The 15,720-nt window shown below is 72.0% G+C and carries 15 protein-coding genes; 9 read left to right on the top strand and 6 right to left on the bottom strand.

Annotated features, from left to right (window positions below):
- Nucleotides 1-49 precede the first annotated feature (49 nt).
- The 6 genes from gap to pgi all read left to right on the top strand — a co-directional run bounded on the left by gap (nucleotide 50) and on the right by pgi (nucleotide 5,932).
- The gene (gap, locus tag CRP51_RS00715; protein ID WP_097228926.1) at nucleotides 50-1,054 is read left to right on the top strand and encodes a type I glyceraldehyde-3-phosphate dehydrogenase; all 1,005 of its coding nucleotides are present in this window, start codon (nucleotides 50-52) and stop codon (nucleotides 1,052-1,054) included.
- A gap of 165 nt (nucleotides 1,055-1,219) precedes the next feature.
- Nucleotides 1,220-2,422: a phosphoglycerate kinase gene (locus tag CRP51_RS00710; protein WP_097228925.1), complete on the top strand. Its 1,203-nt coding sequence runs from the start codon at nucleotides 1,220-1,222 to the stop codon at nucleotides 2,420-2,422.
- A gap of 106 nt (nucleotides 2,423-2,528) precedes the next feature.
- Nucleotides 2,529-3,305, top strand: a complete 777-nt coding sequence (gene tpiA / locus CRP51_RS00705; RefSeq protein ID WP_097228924.1) for a triose-phosphate isomerase — start codon at nucleotides 2,529-2,531, stop codon at nucleotides 3,303-3,305.
- Nucleotides 3,306-3,473: 168 nt separating this feature from the next.
- The gene (gene secG / locus CRP51_RS00700) at nucleotides 3,474-3,704 is read left to right on the top strand and encodes a preprotein translocase subunit SecG (protein ID WP_097228923.1); all 231 of its coding nucleotides are present in this window, start codon (nucleotides 3,474-3,476) and stop codon (nucleotides 3,702-3,704) included.
- Nucleotides 3,705-3,787: 83 nt separating this feature from the next.
- Nucleotides 3,788-4,123: an RNA polymerase-binding protein RbpA gene (locus tag CRP51_RS00695; protein ID WP_097228922.1), complete on the top strand. Its 336-nt coding sequence runs from the start codon at nucleotides 3,788-3,790 to the stop codon at nucleotides 4,121-4,123.
- 156 nt (nucleotides 4,124-4,279) lie between these two features.
- On the top strand, nucleotides 4,280-5,932 hold the full coding sequence (gene pgi / locus CRP51_RS00690; protein WP_097228921.1) for a glucose-6-phosphate isomerase: 1,653 nt from the start codon (nucleotides 4,280-4,282) through the stop codon (nucleotides 5,930-5,932).
- A 27-nt stretch (nucleotides 5,933-5,959) separates the two neighbouring features.
- On the opposite strand, the gene pgl is transcribed toward pgi, so the two are convergent.
- The 5 genes from pgl to tkt are packed head-to-tail and all read right to left on the bottom strand — an operon-like array spanning nucleotide 5,960 to nucleotide 12,438.
- The gene (pgl, locus tag CRP51_RS00685) at nucleotides 5,960-6,667 is read right to left on the bottom strand and encodes a 6-phosphogluconolactonase (RefSeq protein WP_245880331.1); all 708 of its coding nucleotides are present in this window, start codon (nucleotides 6,665-6,667) and stop codon (nucleotides 5,960-5,962) included.
- Nucleotides 6,668-6,705: 38 nt separating this feature from the next.
- Complete coding sequence (gene opcA, locus CRP51_RS00680) at nucleotides 6,706-7,665, bottom strand: glucose-6-phosphate dehydrogenase assembly protein OpcA (RefSeq protein WP_097228919.1); 960 nt, start codon at nucleotides 7,663-7,665, stop codon at nucleotides 6,706-6,708.
- Nucleotides 7,662-9,188, bottom strand: coding sequence for a glucose-6-phosphate dehydrogenase (gene zwf, locus CRP51_RS00675; protein ID WP_097229397.1), 1,527 nt, complete (start codon nucleotides 9,186-9,188; stop codon nucleotides 7,662-7,664). Before zwf ends, opcA begins: the two co-directional genes overlap by 4 nt.
- 16 nt (nucleotides 9,189-9,204) lie before the next feature.
- Nucleotides 9,205-10,323 (bottom strand): transaldolase, encoded by a 1,119-nt coding sequence (tal, locus tag CRP51_RS00670; protein ID WP_097228918.1) that lies wholly within the window; start codon nucleotides 10,321-10,323, stop codon nucleotides 9,205-9,207.
- A 36-nt stretch (nucleotides 10,324-10,359) separates the two neighbouring features.
- A complete protein-coding gene (tkt, locus tag CRP51_RS00665; protein ID WP_097228917.1) occupies nucleotides 10,360-12,438 on the bottom strand; it encodes a transketolase in 2,079 nt (692 codons plus the stop codon).
- 401 nt (nucleotides 12,439-12,839) lie between these two features.
- On the opposite strand from tkt, the gene CRP51_RS00660 reads away from it, so the two are divergent.
- From CRP51_RS00660 to CRP51_RS00650, 3 genes are all read left to right on the top strand, one after another.
- Nucleotides 12,840-13,781 carry a heme o synthase gene (locus CRP51_RS00660; protein ID WP_097229396.1) on the top strand — a complete coding sequence of 314 codons (942 nt, stop codon included), beginning with the start codon at nucleotides 12,840-12,842 and terminating at the stop codon, nucleotides 13,779-13,781.
- 63 nt (nucleotides 13,782-13,844) lie between these two features.
- Nucleotides 13,845-14,255 (top strand): hypothetical protein, encoded by a 411-nt coding sequence (locus CRP51_RS00655; RefSeq protein ID WP_097228916.1) that lies wholly within the window; start codon nucleotides 13,845-13,847, stop codon nucleotides 14,253-14,255.
- A 60-nt stretch (nucleotides 14,256-14,315) separates the two neighbouring features.
- On the top strand, nucleotides 14,316-14,666 hold the full coding sequence (locus CRP51_RS00650; protein WP_097228915.1) for a glyoxalase superfamily protein: 351 nt from the start codon (nucleotides 14,316-14,318) through the stop codon (nucleotides 14,664-14,666).
- 34 nt (nucleotides 14,667-14,700) lie between these two features.
- Here the strand turns inward: CRP51_RS00650 and CRP51_RS00645 are convergent, their stop codons facing one another.
- The gene (locus tag CRP51_RS00645; protein WP_245880287.1) at nucleotides 14,701-15,687 is read right to left on the bottom strand and encodes a COX15/CtaA family protein; all 987 of its coding nucleotides are present in this window, start codon (nucleotides 15,685-15,687) and stop codon (nucleotides 14,701-14,703) included.
- Nucleotides 15,688-15,720: the final 33 nt, after the last annotated feature.

Genomic DNA, 15,720 nt, shown 5'->3' with positions numbered 1-15,720 from the left:
AGCATCGTCGGTGGCAGCCTCACCGGCGTACCAACGAGGAGATCGGTTCGTGACGATCCGCGTAGGAATCAACGGCTTTGGCCGTATCGGTCGCAACTACTTCCGCGCGCTCCTTGATCAGGGAGCGGATGTCCAGATCGTCGGTGTCAACGACCTGACCGACAACGCCACCCTGGTGCATCTGCTGAAGTACGACAGCGTCCTCGGCCGCCTCAAGCAGCCGGTCAGCCACACCGACGACAGCATCACGGTCGGCGACCAGACCTTCAGGACCTATGCCGAGCGCGACCCGGCGAACCTGCCCTGGGCCGAGCTGGGTGCCGACATCGTGATCGAGTCCACCGGCATCTTCACCAAGCGCGAGGACGCCGCCAAGCACCTCGCCGCCGGCGCCAAGAAGGTCCTCATCTCCGCCCCGGCGAAGAACGAGGACGTCACCGTCGTCGTCGGTGTCAACGAGGACAAGTACGACCCGGCGGCGCACGAGGTCATCTCCAACGCCTCCTGCACCACCAACTGCGTGGCCCCCATGGCCAAGGTCCTGGACGAGAGCTTCGGCATCGTCAAGGGCATGATGACCACGGTCCACGCCTACACCAACGACCAGCGGATCCTGGACTTCCCGCACAAGGACCTGCGCCGCGCCCGCGCCGCCGCGGTCAACGTCATCCCGACCACCACCGGTGCCGCCAAGGCCACCGCCCTGGTGCTGCCGCAGCTCAAGGGCAAGCTGGACGGCATCTCGCTGCGCGTCCCGGTGCCGACCGGCTCGGTGACCGACCTGGTGGTCGACCTCGACCGCGAGGTCACCAAGGAGGAGGTCAACGCGGCGTTCAAGACCGCCGCCGAGGGCCAGCTCAAGGGCGTCCTGGACTACACCGAGGACCAGATCGTCTCCTCGGACATCGTCAACTGGCCGGCCTCCTGCATCTTCGACGCCTCGCTGACGATGGTCCAGGGCAACCAGGTCAAGATCGTCGGCTGGTACGACAACGAGTGGGGCTACTCCAACCGTCTGGTCGACCTCACCGTCTACGTGGGCGAGCGGCTCTGACCCGCGGGTGAGCGCAGCGCCGACCGAAGGCCCTGACTCCACGTCACGGCCAGGGGGCCCGCCGAGCGCGCACTGCGCTGGGCGGGCCCTCGCGCGTGCCCGGCGCGCGCTCCGCCACGCGGAGACGGAGCGGGTCAACCGAGAGCCTCAAGGAGACCAGACCAGATGAAGACCATTGACGACCTCGCGGTCGCCGGACGGCGGGTGTTCGTCCGCGCCGACCTCAACGTCCCGCTCTCCGGCGGGGCCATCACCGACGACGGCCGCATCCGTGCCGCCGTGCCGACCATCCGCCGGCTGCTCGACGCGGGCGCCGCGGTCGTCGTCGCCTCGCACCTCGGCCGCCCCAAGGGCGCGCCCGACCCGGCGTTCTCGCTGGCCCCCGTCGCCCGCCGGCTGGGCGAACTCCTCGGCCAGGACGTCGCGTTCGCCACCGACACGGTCGGCGACAGCGCCCGTGAGACCGTCGCCGCGCTGGCCGACGGGCAGCTCGCGCTGCTCGAGAACCTGCGCTTCAACGCGGGCGAGACGTCCAAGGACGACGCCGAGCGCGGCGCCTTCGCCGACCAGTTGGCCGCGCTGGCCGACGCCTACGTCGGCGACGGCTTCGGCGCCGTGCACCGCAAGCACGCCTCCGTCTTCGACCTGCCGGCCCGGCTGCCGCACGCCGCCGGCGGGCTGATCGCCACCGAGGTCGGCGTCCTGAAGCAGCTGACCGACGAGGTCGAGCGCCCGTACGCGGTGGTGCTCGGCGGCGCCAAGGTCTCCGACAAGCTGGGCGTCATCGACCACCTTCTGGAGCGCGCCGACCGCATCCTGATCGGCGGCGGCATGGCGTACACCTTCCTCGCCGCGCAGGGCCACGAGGTCGGCGACTCCCTGCTCCAGGCCGACCAGATCCCGGCCGTCCGGGAGTATCTGCGCCGCGCCGAGGAGAAGGGCGTGGAGTTCGTCCTGCCCGTCGACGTGGTCGCGGCCAAGGAGTTCCCCGACCTGGGTACCAAGGCGCCGGCCGGACCGGTCGAGCTGGCCGCCGACGCCATCCCCGCCGGCCTCCAGGGCCTGGACATCGGCCCGCGCACCCAGGAGCTGTTCGCCGCCAAGGTGGCCGACGCCTCGACCGTCTTCTGGAACGGACCGATGGGTGTCTTCGAGCACCCCGACTTCGCCGAGGGCACCAGGGCCGTGGCCCAGGCGCTGATCGACAGCCCCGCCTTCACGGTCGTCGGCGGCGGCGACTCGGCCGCGGCCGTCCGGCTCCTCGGCCTGGACGAGAACGGCTTCGGCCACATCTCCACCGGCGGCGGCGCCAGCCTGGAGTACCTGGAGGGCAAGACCCTCCCGGGCCTGGCCGCACTGGAGGACTGATGTCCCGGAGCGGCGACACCACCCCCGGCCGCGCGGGCGCGCCGGGACCATCCACCACGGCGGCGGGCTCCGCTGCCTCCACGGCAGACAGGAAAGGGGCGGGCGCGTGAGTCAGCGCACTCCGCTGATGGCGGGCAACTGGAAGATGAACCTCAACCACCTTGAGGCCATCGCCCACGTGCAGAAGCTCGCCTTCGGCCTCTCGGACAAGGACTTCGAAGAGGTCGAGGTGGCCGTGCTGCCGCCGTTCACCGACCTGCGCTCGGTGCAGACCCTGGTCGACGGCGACAAGCTGAAGATCAGGTACGGCGCGCAGGACATCTCGCCCTTCGACTCCGGCGCCTACACCGGTGAGATCTCGGGCGCGATGCTGGCCAAGCTCAACTGCTCCTACGCGGTCGTCGGCCACTCCGAGCGCCGGCAGTACCACGGGGAGAACGAGGAGGTCTGCAACGCCAAGGTCAGGGCGGCCTACCGGCACGGCATCACCCCCATCCTCTGCGTGGGCGAGCCGCTGGACGTCCGCAAGGCCGGCGCCCAGGTGCCGCACACCCTGGCCCAGCTCGACGGGGCCCTGAAGGACCTGCCGGCCGAGGACGCCGCCAGCATCGTCATCGCCTACGAGCCGGTGTGGGCCATCGGCACCGGGGAGGTGGCCACCCCGGACGACGCGCAGGAGGTCTGCGCCGCGATCCGGGCCCGCCTCGCCGAGCTGTACGACGGCCAGCTGGCCGACGGGGTCCGCATCCAGTACGGCGGTTCGGTCAAGTCGGGCAACGTCGCCGCGATCATGTCCCAGCCGGACGTGGACGGCGCCCTGGTCGGTGGTGCGGCGCTGGACACGGACGAGTTCGTCAAGATCGTCCGCTTCCGCGACCAGTAGGCCGCCGCCCGTCAGCCCGGTCCCGTAGCCCCTGGGGCCGTGCGCCGTCATAGCGGTACCCTGTCCGGGAGCCGAAACCCGACGCCCCCGCGCGCCGGGCCGTCTCGGCTCCCGGACACACGCCCGGGTCATGCCAGTCGTCCGTCGTTGCAGAGAGTTGGTCCAGTCGTGGAAACGGCGTTCCAGATCGCCCTGATCGTCGTCAGCGCCCTGTTGGCGCTTCTCGTGCTGATGCACAAGGGCAAGGGCGGCGGCCTCTCCGACATGTTCGGCGGAGGGATGCAGTCCTCCGTCGGCGGTTCCTCGGTCGCCGAGCGGAACCTCGACCGGATCACCGTCGTCGTCGGCCTCGTCTGGGCCGCGATCGTGGTGGTTCTCGGTCTGCTCATGAAGTCATAAGTCAGTAACTCCCGGCACTGGACGTGCGTTGAGCCTTGCATAGACTGAGGACTTCGCAGAATGGCAGGCAGGGAGTAACGACCGTGGCAGGTGGCAACGCGATCCGGGGCAGCCGGGTCGGGGCGGGGCCCATGGGTGAGGCCGAGCGCGGGGAGACCGCGCCTCGGCTGAGGGTCTCCTTCTGGTGCGCGAACGGGCACGAGACACAGCCCAGCTTCGCCAGCGACGCGCAGATCCCGGACAGCTGGGACTGTCCTCGTTGTGGTTTCCCGGCAGGCACCGAGCGCGACGCTCCGCCGGACCCACCCCGGACCGAGCCCTACAAGACGCATCTGGCCTACGTCCGCGAGCGGCGCAGCGACGCGGACGGCGAGGCCATCCTCGCCGAGGCGCTCGCCAAGCTGCGCGGCGAGATCTGAGCACACGAGTCCTCGGCACACGGGCCCGGCCCCCGACCGACCAGGTCGGGAGCCGGGCCCGTTCCGTGTCCCGGTGAACGGTCCACCGCCCGGCGGGTGATCCCCGATCGACTAGGGTCGGTCCCGACGTAGGCACAAGGGATAGCCGAGGCGAAGATGACTGAAGGTGGCCGGGTCAGGCTCGATCAACTGCCCGAGTGGGAGGCGCTGGCCGTACACCGGCGCGCGCTGGGCGAGGTGAGTCTCCGGGAGCTGTTCGACCGGGACCCGGAGCGGGCCGAGCGGCTCGGTCTCGCGGTCGGCGGGCTCTACCTGGACTACTCCAAGCAGCTGGTGACCGACGAGACGCTGCGCCTGCTGCGGGAGTTGGCGAGGGCCACGGACGTGGCGGGGCTGCGCGAGGCGATGTTCCGCGGCGAGCGGATCAACGTCACGGAGGACCGGGCGGTGCTGCACACCGCGCTGCGCGCGCCCGCGGACGCGGTGGTCGAGGTGGACGGCGAGAACGTCGTCCCCGCCGTCCACGCGGTGCTGGCGCGGCTGTCGGACTTCGCCGAGCGGGTGCGCTCCGGCGCCTGGCGGGGGCACACCGGGCAGCGGATCGAGACGGTGGTCAACATCGGCATCGGCGGCTCCGACCTGGGCCCCGCGATGGCCTACGAGGCGCTGCTGCCGTTCACCGCCCGGGAGTTGGACTTCCGCTTCGTCTCCAACGTGGACGGCTCCGACCTGCACGAGGCGGTCCGCGACCTGGACCCGGCGACGACGCTGTTCATCGTCGCCTCCAAGACCTTCACCACCATCGAGACCATCACCAACGCGACCTCCGCCCGCCAGTGGCTGCTCGACGGGCTCGGCGGGGACCAGGCGGCGGTGGCCCGGCACTTCGTCGCGGTGTCGACCAACGCGGAGAAGGTCGCGGCGTTCGGCATCGACACGGCCAACATGTTCGAGTTCTGGGACTGGGTCGGCGGCCGTTACTCCTACGACTCGGCCATCGGGCTCTCGCTGCTGATCGCCATCGGCCCCGAGCGCTTCCGGGAGATGCTGGACGGCTTCCGGCTGATGGACGAGCACTTCCGCACGGCGCCCGCCGAGGAGAACGCGCCCCTGCTGCTCGGTCTGCTGGGGGTCTGGTACGGCGCGTTCTTCGACGCCCAGTCGCACGCCGTGCTGCCCTACAGCCACTACCTCTCGCAGTTCACCGCGTATCTCCAGCAGCTGGACATGGAGTCCAACGGCAAGCGTGTGGACCGGTCGGGACGGCCCGTCACCTGGCAGACGGGGCCGGTCGTCTGGGGCACGCCGGGCACCAACGGGCAGCACGCGTACTACCAGCTGCTGCACCAGGGCACCAAGCTGATCCCGGCGGACCTGATCGGGTTCGCCCGCCCGGTCGCCGAGCTGGCGCCCGCCCTCGCCGACCAGCACGACCTGCTGATGGCCAACCTCTTCGCGCAGGGGCAGGCGCTGGCGTTCGGCAAGACCCCGGACGAGGTGCGTGCCGAGGGGGTGGCCGAGGAGCTGGTGCCGCACCGGACGTTCCCCGGCGACCGGCCGACGACCACGATCCTCGCCGACGAGCTGTCCCCCTCGGTCCTGGGACAGCTGGTCGCGCTCTACGAGCACAAGGTCTTCGTGCAGGGCGCGGTGTGGGACATCGACTCGTTCGACCAGTGGGGCGTCGAGCTGGGCAAGGTGCTCGCCAAGCGGGTCGAGCCCGCGCTCACCGAGGGCGCCGAGGTGCCGGGACTCGACGCGTCGACCGCCGGGTTGGTCGCCCGCTACCGCGCGCTGCGCGGCAGGTGAGCGACGCCCCCGGCGGTCCCGGTCGCGTCAGCCGGCCGCGGCCGCCGGGGGCAGCTCGGCCGCCGCGGCCTGGTCGACCAGCAGCAGCGTGCGGTCGGTACCCCGGACCCCGGCGGCGGGCGTCGCCTCCGGGGCGGTGGCGGACAGGGCGGCGGCCGCCGCCTTCGCCTTGTCGGCGCCGGCGGCCAGCAGCCAGACCTGCCGGGCCGCGTTGATCGCCGGCAGGGTCAGGCTCAGCCGGGTCGGCGGCGGCTTCGGCGCCTCGCGCACCGCCACCACCGTCGCGTCCGCCTCCCGCACCCCGGGCAGCCCGGGGAAGAGAGAGGCCACATGGCCGTCGGGCCCGACGCCCAGCAGCACGACGTCGAACGGGTCGGTGGCCCCGGCCAGCTCGGCGGCGTACGCCTCGGCCGCCGCCTCGGCGTCCTCGCCGTAGGGCCCGTCCGAGGCCGGCATCACATGGACCCGCCCCGGCTCCACCGGCACGGCGTCCAGCAGCGCCCCGGCGGCCTGCGTGTGGTTGCGCTCGGGATCGCCGGAGGGCAGGAAGCGCTCGTCCCCCCACCACAGGTCGATCCGCGACCAGTCGACGGCGTCCCTGGCCGGGGCGGCGGCCAGCGCGGCCAGCAGGCCGTTGCCGTTCCGCCCCCCGGTCAGCACCACGGACGCCGAGCCGCGCGTGGCCTGCGCGTCCTGGACCACGGTGATCAGCCGCGCCGCCGTGGCCTCGGCCATCAGCCGCTGGTCGCGGTGGACCAGCAGCCGCGGCGCGGTCACGAGCCGGCCTCGCCCGGGGCGCCCGCCGTGACCAGCGTGATCTCGCGGCCCGCCCGGATCGCCTCCTCGTACGCCTCGTCCGGGTCGAGCCGGCGCAGCTCCTCGGCCAGCAGCTCCGAGGTGTCCCTGCGGTTGAGCGCCACATGCCGGTTGGGCTGCCCCGGCACGGCCAGGGTCGCCATGGAACCGTCGGGCCGGTCCAGGCAGATCTCGCCGTCCTCGACGGTCAGCCGCACGGCCGTGATCCCCGGCCCCTGGGCCGCCGTCCTGGTCACCGGCACGCCCAGCCGGCGGCCGAGCCAGTACGCCAGCAGGTCGGTGCTCGGGTTGTGCTCCTCGCCCTCGACCTCGGCGGCCGTGACCGTGGAGTGCGTCTGGTCCAGCGCCGCCGCCAGCACGCTGCGCCACGGGGTGATCCGGGTCCACGCCAGGTCCGTGTCGCCGGGCGAGTAGACGTCGGCCCGCGTGGCCAGCTCGGCCGAGGGGTCCTCGGTCGCCGCCGCGTCCGTGATCCGCCGCTGGGCCAACGCGCCCAGCGGGTCGTTCGACGGGTGCGTCGGCGCCTCGTCGGGCCACCACACCACCACCGGCGCGTCCGGCAGCAGCAGCGGCAGCACGGCGCTGTGCGCGTGCCCGGCCAACTCGCCGTGCAGCCGCAGCAGCACCGTCTCCCCGATGCCGGTGTCCCCGCCGACCCGCACCTCCGCGTCGAGCCGGGCGGAGGCCGCCCGTTCGCGCGCGGAGCGGGCCGGCCGCCTGATGACGACCAGGGTCCGCGACGGGTGCTCCTTGGACGCCTCGTTGGCGGCCTTCAGCGCGTCGTAGTGGTTGCCCTCGTCGGTCACGATGACCATGGTCAGCACCATGCCGACGGCCGGCGAGCCCGTGGTCCTGCGGGCCCGCACCAGCGTGGCGTTGATCTGGCTCGACGTGGTGTCCGTGAGATCGATGTTCATGGCCGCCGCCAGCTCCGTCCGTCGCGCGCCAGCATGTCGTCCGCCGCCTTGGGGCCCCAGGTGCCGGCGGTGTACGGCTCGGGCTTGCCGTGGCTCGCCCAGAACTCCTCCACCGGGTCGAGGATCTCCCAGGAGCGCTCGACCTCCTGGTGCCGGGGGAAGAGGTTGGCGTCGCCCAGCAGCAGGTCGAGCAGCAGCCGTTCGTACGCCTCGGGGCTGGACTCCGTGAAGGACTCGCCGTAGGCGAAGTCCATCGTGACGTCCCTGATCTCCATCTGCGTGCCGGGCACCTTCGAGCCGAAGCGGACCGTGATCCCCTCGTCCGGCTGCACCCGGATGACCAGGGCGTTGCGTCCCAGCTCCTGGGTGTCCGTCGTGTTGAACGGGGAGTACGGCGCGCGCTGGAAGACGACCGCGATCTCCGTCACCCGCCGGCCGAGCCGCTTGCCGGTCCGCAGGTAGAACGGGACGCCCGCCCAGCGGCGGTTGTCGATCTCCAGCTTTATCGCCGCGTAGGTGTCCGTGACGGAGGCCGGGTCGATGCCGTCCTCCTCCAGGTAGCCGGCGACCTTCTCGCCGCCCTGCCAGCCGGCCGCGTACTGTCCGCGCACCGTGTGCAGGCCCAGGTCCTCCGGGAGGTTCACGGCGTTCAACACCTTGAGCTTCTCGGTGACCAGGGTGTCCGCGTCGAACGAGGAGGGCTCCTCCATCGCCGTCAGCGCCAGCAGTTGCAGCAGGTGGTTCTGGATGACGTCCCTGGCGGAGCCGATGCCGTCGTAGTAGCCGGCCCGGCCGCCGATGCCGATGTCCTCGGCCATCGTGATCTGGACATGATCCACGAACGAGCGGTTCCACAGCGGCTCGAACATGGTGTTGGCGAAGCGCAGGGCCAGGATGTTCTGGACCGTCTCCTTGCCGAGGTAGTGGTCGATCCGGAACACCTCGTGCGCCGGGAAGACGTCGTGCACCACCCGGTTCAGCTCCTGCGCCGAGGCCAGGTCGTGCCCGAAGGGCTTCTCGATGACCGCCCGCCGCCAGCTGTCGCCCGGCGCCTCGGAGAGCCGGTGCTTCTTCAACTGCCGGACCACTGTGGGGAAGTACTTCGGCGGGACGGAGAGGTAGAACGCGAAGTTCCCCCCGGTGCCCCGCGCCTTGTCCAACTCCTCGATGGTGCCGCGCAGCCGGGTGAACGCCTCGTCGTCGTCGAACGTCCCCTGGACGAAGCGCATCCCCTCGGCCAACTGCCGCCAGACCTCCTCGCGGAACGGGGTCCTGGCGTGCTGCTTGACCGAGTCGTGCACGACCCGGGCGAAGTCCTCGTCCGCCCAGTCCCTGCGGGCGAACCCGACCAGGGAGAAGCCCGGCGGCAGCAGCCCGCGGTTGGACAGGTCGTAGACGGCGGGCATCAGCTTCTTGCGGGAGAGGTCACCGGTGACCCCGAAGATGACCAGACCCGACGGCCCCGCGATGCGGGGCAGTCGGCGGTCCTGGGCGTCGCGTAGCGGGTTTGTGTGGTTCCCGATTCCGCTCACCGGCGGCTCAACCCTCCTCGCCCACCAGGCGCTCCAGCTCCGCCTTGGTGGACTCCAGCAGACCGACCCACGCCTTCTCGAACTTCTCCACGCCCTCGTCCTCCAGCACGCGCACCACGTCGTCGTAGTCGACGCCGACGCCGGCCAGCGCGTCCAGGTCGGCGCGCGCCTGCTCGTAGGTGCCGGCGACCGTGTTCCCGGTGATCTCACCGTGGTCCTCGGTCGCCTTGAGGGTGTCCTCCGGCATGGTGTTGACGGTGCCCGGGGCGACCAGCTCGGTGACGTAGAGGGTGTCCGGGTAGTTCGGGTCCTTCACGCCGGTGGAGGCCCACAGCGGGCGCTGCACGTTGGCCCCGGCGCGCTCCAGCGCCTGCCAGCGGTCGGCGGCGACGACCTCCTCGAACGCCTGGTAGGCGAGCCGGGCGTTGGCCACGGCCGCCTTGCCGCGCAGCGCGGTGGCCTCGGGGGTGCCGACGGCGTCCAGGCGCTTGTCGATCTCGGTGTCCACCCGGGAGACGAAGAACGACGCCACCGAGTAGATCTGGTCCAGCTCCAGGCCCTTGGCCTTCGCCTGCTCCAGGCCCTTCTGGTAGGCGTCCATCACCTCGCGGTAGCGCTCCAGCGAGAAGATCAGCGTGACGTTGACGCTGATGCCGCGCGCGACGGTCTCGGTGATCGCGGGCAGCCCGGCCCTGGTCGCCGGGATCTTGATGAACGTGTTGGGCCGGTCCACCAGCCAGGCCAGCTGCTTGGCCTCGGCCACGGTCGCGCGGGTGTTGTGCGCCAGGCGCGGGTCCACCTCGATGGAGACCCGGCCGTCCTGGCCGCCGGTCGCCTCGTGCACGGGGCGCAGCACGTCGGCCGCGTCCCGCACGTCGGCGGTGGTGATCATGCGCACGGCCTCCTCGACCGTGACGCGGCGGGTCGCGAGGTCGGTCAGCTGCTCCTCGTAGCCGTCACCGTGCGAGATGGCCTTCTGGAAGATCGTCGGGTTGGTGGTCACCCCCACCACGTGCTGCTGGTCGAGCAGCTCGGCGAGGTCGCCGGACGAGATCCGCTTGCGGGACAGGTCGTCCAGCCAGATCGCGACACCCTCCTCGGAGAGGCGCTTCAGTGCGTCGGTCATGGAATTTCGCGTCTCCTGCTGTCGTGTGTGTCGATGTCAGCGCTCGGCCGCGGACAGGGATTCCCGCGCCGCCTGGGCGACGGCCTCCGGGGTGATACCGAACTCCCGGTAGAGGGTCCGGTAGTCGGCCGAAGCGCCGAAGTGCTCCAGCGAGACCACCCGACCCGCCTGACCGACGTAACGGTGCCAGGAGAGACCGACGCCGGCCTCGACCGCGACCCTGGCGTGCACCTCGGGCAACAGCACATGATCCCGGTACGCCTGGTCCTGCTCCTCGAACCACTCGGCGCAGGGCATCGACACCACCCGAGTGGGCACCCCCTCGGCCTGGAGCGCCTCCCTGGCGGCCAGCGCCAGGTGCACCTCGGAGCCGGTGCCGATCAGGATGACGCGGGCCGCGCCGCCCTCGGCCTCGGTGTGGACGTAGCCGCCCCTGACGGTGTCCTCGTTGACCGCGTAGACCGGGACGTTCTGCCGGGTCAGCGCCAGCCCGTGCGGGGCGGGGGCCGAGGAGTGCCGGCGCAGGATCTCCCGCCAGGCGAGGGCCGTCTCGTTGGCGTCGGCCGGGCGGACCACGTTCAGCCCGGGGATGGCGCGCAGCGCCGCCAGGTGCTCGACCGGCTGGTGGGTCGGGCCGTCCTCGCCGAGGCCGATCGAGTCGTGCGTCCAGACGTAGGTGACCGGCAGCCGCATCAGGGCGGCCAGCCGCACCGCGGGGCGCATGTAGTCGGAGAAGACCAGGAAGGTGCCGCCGTAGATCCGGGTGTTCCCGTGCAGCGCGACGCCGTTCATCGCCGCGCCCATCGCGTGCTCGCGGATGCCGAAGTGCACCGTGCGGCCGTACGGGTCGGCCTCGCCGAGCGGGTTGTCCGCCGGGAGGAACGAGGAGGAGGCGTCGATCGTGGTGTTGTTCGAGCCGGCGAGGTCGGCGGAGCCGCCCCACAGCTCGGGCAGCACCGCGCCCAGGCCCTTGAGGACCTGGCCGGACGCCTTGCGGGTGGCGACGTCGCCGCCGGCGTCGAACGAGGGCAGCGCCTTCTCCCAGCCGTCCGGCAGCTCGCCGGCACGCACCCGGTCGAAGAGGGCGGCGCGCTCCGGGTTGGCCTCCCGCCAGCCGACGAGGCGCTTCTCCCACTCGGCGCGGGCGGTCTGGCCGCGCTCCACGGCCTCCCTGGCGTGCGCGAGCACCTCGGGCGCGACGGCGAAGTCGGCCTCCGGGTCGAAGCCCAGCACCTTCTTGGTGGCGGCGACCTCCTCGGCGCCGAGCGCGGAGCCGTGCGCGGCCTCCGTGTTCTGCGCGTGCGGCGCCGGCCAGGCGATGATCGAACGGGCCGCGATGATCGACGGCCGGTCGGTGACCTCCCGCGCGCCCTGGAACGCCGCGTGCAGCGCGGCCGGGTCCAGGTCGCCGCTCTCCTGCGGCGCGACCCGCCGCACGTCCCAGCCGTAGGACTCGAAGCGGGCCAGCACGTCCTCGGAGAACGCGGTCTGGGTGTCGCCCTCGATGGAGATGTGGTTGTCGTCGTAGAGCAGCACCAGGTTCCCCAGGCGCTGGTGCCCCGCGAGCGAGGCGGCCTCGGCGGCGACGCCCTCCTGGAGGTCCCCGTCACCCGCGATGACCCAGACGGTGTGGTCGAACGGGGAGGTGCCCGGCTCGGCCTCCGGGTCGAACAGGCCGCGCTCGTAGCGGGCGGCCATCGCCATGCCCACCGCGTTGGCCACGCCCTGGCCCAGCGGGCCCGTGGTGGTCTCCACGCCGACCGTGTGGCCGTACTCGGGGTGCCCCGGGGTACGGGAGCCCCACGTGCGGAAGGACTTCAGGTCGTCGAGCTCCAGGCCGTAGCCCGCCAGGTAGAGCTGGACGTAGAGGGTCAGGCTGGAGTGGCCGACGGACAGCACGAAGCGGTCCCTGCCGGCCCAGTCGGGGGAGGTCGGGTCGTGCCGCATCAGCTTCTGGAAGAGCAGATAGGCGGCGGGGGCCAGACTCATGGCCGTGCCGGGATGGCCGTTGCCGACCTTCTGCACGGAGTCCATGGCCAGGACGCGGGCGGTGTCAACGGCCCGTTGGTCCAGTTCGGTCCATTCGAGGTCTGAGGTCGTCGGCTTGCTGCTCACCCTGCGTCAGGGCTCCTCTCCGGCGATGCGTAGCTGGTGACTTCGCGGTACCCGCCCGGCGGCGGCCGCGGTTCACCCGGCCGAGTCGAGCCTACCTCTGGCCAACGCGCCGTTTCCTGGCCGCCGGGGGTTAGTTCGGCGGAAGCGCTTCCGCCCCGTCCGGCCGTGCGCCGGGCGCCTCTTCCCGGCTCCGCGCGGCCCATGATCCGCGGCCGGTGCGCCAACACGGCACCCCCGGGGCGGGACGGCGGACCAGGGCGACTAAAGTGACGGCGTATGTGCGGACCTCGTCCACCGGCGGAACGCCGGCCGGGGCCCGCCCAACACGCCCCAGGCTCCCTCCGCCCCCCAGGGCGGGCGGAAGCTCTTCGATCGCTGATGTCGCACATCCAGAGGTGCCCGTGACGGCCGTTGATTCCCGCCCTGTGGCAGGGTCCGCTTCGGGCTCCGACCATTGGTCCACGGGAGACCGGGTCAAGGCGTTCATCGCGCTGACGAAGCCGCGCATCATCGAGCTGCTGCTGATCACCACGGTGCCGGTGATGTTCCTCGCGGCGCAGGACGTGCCCGACCTGTGGCTGGTCCTCGCCACCTGCGTCGGCGGCTACCTGTCGGCGGGCGGCGCCAACGCGCTGAACATGTGGTTCGACCGGGACATCGACGCGCTGATGGAGCGGACCCGCAACCGTCCGCTGGTGACCGGGGTGGTCTCGCCCGCCGAGTGTCTGACCTTCGGCCTCGTGCTGGCGGTGGTCTCCACCGCGTGGCTCGGCTGGACGGTCAACTGGTTCTCCGCGTGGCTGGCGTTGGGCGCGCTCCTCTTCTACGTGCTGGTCTACACGATGCTGCTGAAGCGGCGGACCAAGCAGAACATCGTCTGGGGCGGCATCGCCGGCTGTATGCCGGTGCTCATCGGCTGGTCGTCGGTGACCGGCGAGCTCTCCTGGGCGGCCGTGATCCTCTTCCTCGTGATGTTCTTCTGGACGCCGCCGCACTACTGGCCGCTGTCCATGAAGGTCAAGGAGGACTACGCCCGGGTCGGCGTGCCGATGCTGCCGGTCGTCGCGGGCAACCGCGCGGTCGCGCGGCAGATCGTCCTCTACAGCTGGGTGATGGTCGGCGTCTCGCTGCTGCTGTGGCCGATGGGGTACACCGGCTGGTTCTACCCCGTGGTGGCCGTCGTGGCCGGCGGCTGGTGGCTCTGGGAGGCGCACGCGCTGCACGCCCGCGCCCGGGCCGGGGTCACGGGAGCGAAGCTCAAGGAGATGCGGCTCTTCCACTGGTCCATCACCTACGTCTCGCTGCTCTTCCTCGCGGTGGCCATCGATCCCTTCCTGCGCTGAGCCGGCGCCGGACCGAAGGTCCCCACGGTCCCCCGTGTGCTACCGGCGCGTAGCATACGGGGCATGACTGACACCGCAGAGAACGCCGAGAACGGTTCGGTCCCCGACGAGGTCGTCACCGACCGCGCGACCGAGCGCAGGACCGCGCGGGTGGCCCGCAGGCTGCGCGGCTTCGTCGCCCGCCACGGGGCCGGGACCGAGGGCCAGATCAGCTATCTCGGGGAGCGCGGCTACCGGCTGGTGCTGGTCGGTCAGGACGGCACCCTCGGCGATCAGGTGGCGCCGGGCAGGGACATCCTCGCCGGGGCGGCCGAGCGGGCCGGCGTCACGCTGCGGGACTCCTTCGACGGGGAGTTGGCGGCCCGGGTGCGCACCGGTCCCTACGAGTGGTCCCGGATGGCGGGTCTCGGTATCGGCGGTGCCTCCGAGGCCAACGGTCAGACGGCCGCCGGGAGTTCGACGAAGGCTGCCTGACCTGCGCTTTCACTCGACTGTCAGTGGCATGGTGCACCATGCCCGGCATGAGTGGGAACGATGAGTGAGAGCGCCGCCACCGAGCAGGCCGTCCCCGTCCTCAGGGTCCGGGAGCTGGCGGTCGCGCTCGGCTGGTATCTCCGCCTCGGCTTCGGGCTGTGCTGGGAGCACCGCTTCGAGCCGGGCTTCCCGGCCTTCGCCGAGGTGGGCAGGGGGTCGCTGCGGCTCTTCCTCTCCGAGCACGAGGGGGACGCCCCGGCCGGCGGGCTGGTCTATCTGCGGCTGAGCGATCTGGACACGGTCGCCGAGGAGTTCGGCGTCGCGCCGCGGGTCCAGCCCTGGGGGCGGGAGCTGGAGCTGACCGACCCGGCGGGGAACCGGCTGCGCATATCCGGCCCGGCGGCCGGGTAGCCGGCCGGCCGCCGGGGTTTCCCACGCCGTCGGGTCAGGAGGCCCTGGCCAGCGGAGTGGGCTCGGGCGCGGGGGGTCCGTCGTCGGACGGCCGGGCGTCGGCGCGTTCGCGGGTGGCCAGCAGCAGCCGCAGCACGCTGATCCACACCAGGGTCGCGCCCAGCAGATGGAGGCCGACCAGAAGTTCGGGCTCGTCGAGGGCGTACTGCACATAGCCGATCGCGCCCTGCGCCAGCAGCACCAGCACCAGGTCGCGCGCCCTGCCCAGCACCGCCGGAGGGGCGTCCATCATCCGCAGCCCCAGCCAGATCGCGAGGGCACCGAGCACCACCACCCAGGCCAGAGCCGAGTGCACCCGCGTGACGGTCTCCCAGTCGAACGGCATCCGCTCGATGTCGCTGTCGTCGCCCGCGTGCTTGCCCGAGCCGGTGACCCCGGTGCCGACGACGACCAGCGCGGCCGACAGCACCGTCAGCGCGGCGACGGCGCGCCGCACGGGGACGCCCACCAGCGGCCGGGGCGGCCCGTCGCCCTCGCGGGCCCGCACCCAGCTCAGCGTGGTGACGGTGACCAGCGCGGTGGCGGCGAGGAAGTGGCCGGCGACGATGAAGGGGTTCAGCTCGGTCAGCACGGTGATGCCGCCGATCACGCCGTTCGACGCCACCACCCAGAACTGCGCCCAGCCCAGCCGGGTCAGCGAGCGGCGCCGGGGCTCGGCCGACCTGGCGGCGACGATGAACCAGCCGACGGCGGCGCTGACCACATAGGTCATCATCCGGTTGCCGAACTCTATGGCGCCGTGGAAACCCATCTCCGTGGTCGCCGTCAGGCTCTCGTCGCTGCACTTGGGCCAGGTGTCGCAGCCGAGGCCGGAGCCGGTCAGCCGGACCGCGCCCCCGGTCACCACGATGACGACGCTCATCACCAGGGCGGCCAGCGCCGCGCGGCGGACCGTCTCCGGCCGTGGCGTCCAGCGGGCGGCGACAAAGGCGAGGGGGTTTCGCACGACTTCCTTGAGCACCCGCTCATCGTAGGCCCCCGCTTGTGCGCGGAT

The organism is Streptomyces zhaozhouensis (assembly GCF_900230195.1).
GTDB classification, from domain to species: domain Bacteria; phylum Actinomycetota; class Actinomycetes; order Streptomycetales; family Streptomycetaceae; genus Streptomyces; species Streptomyces zhaozhouensis.
The sequence above is the reverse complement of the archived record's forward strand: the minus strand, read 5'-3'. Positions and strand labels throughout refer to the sequence as shown.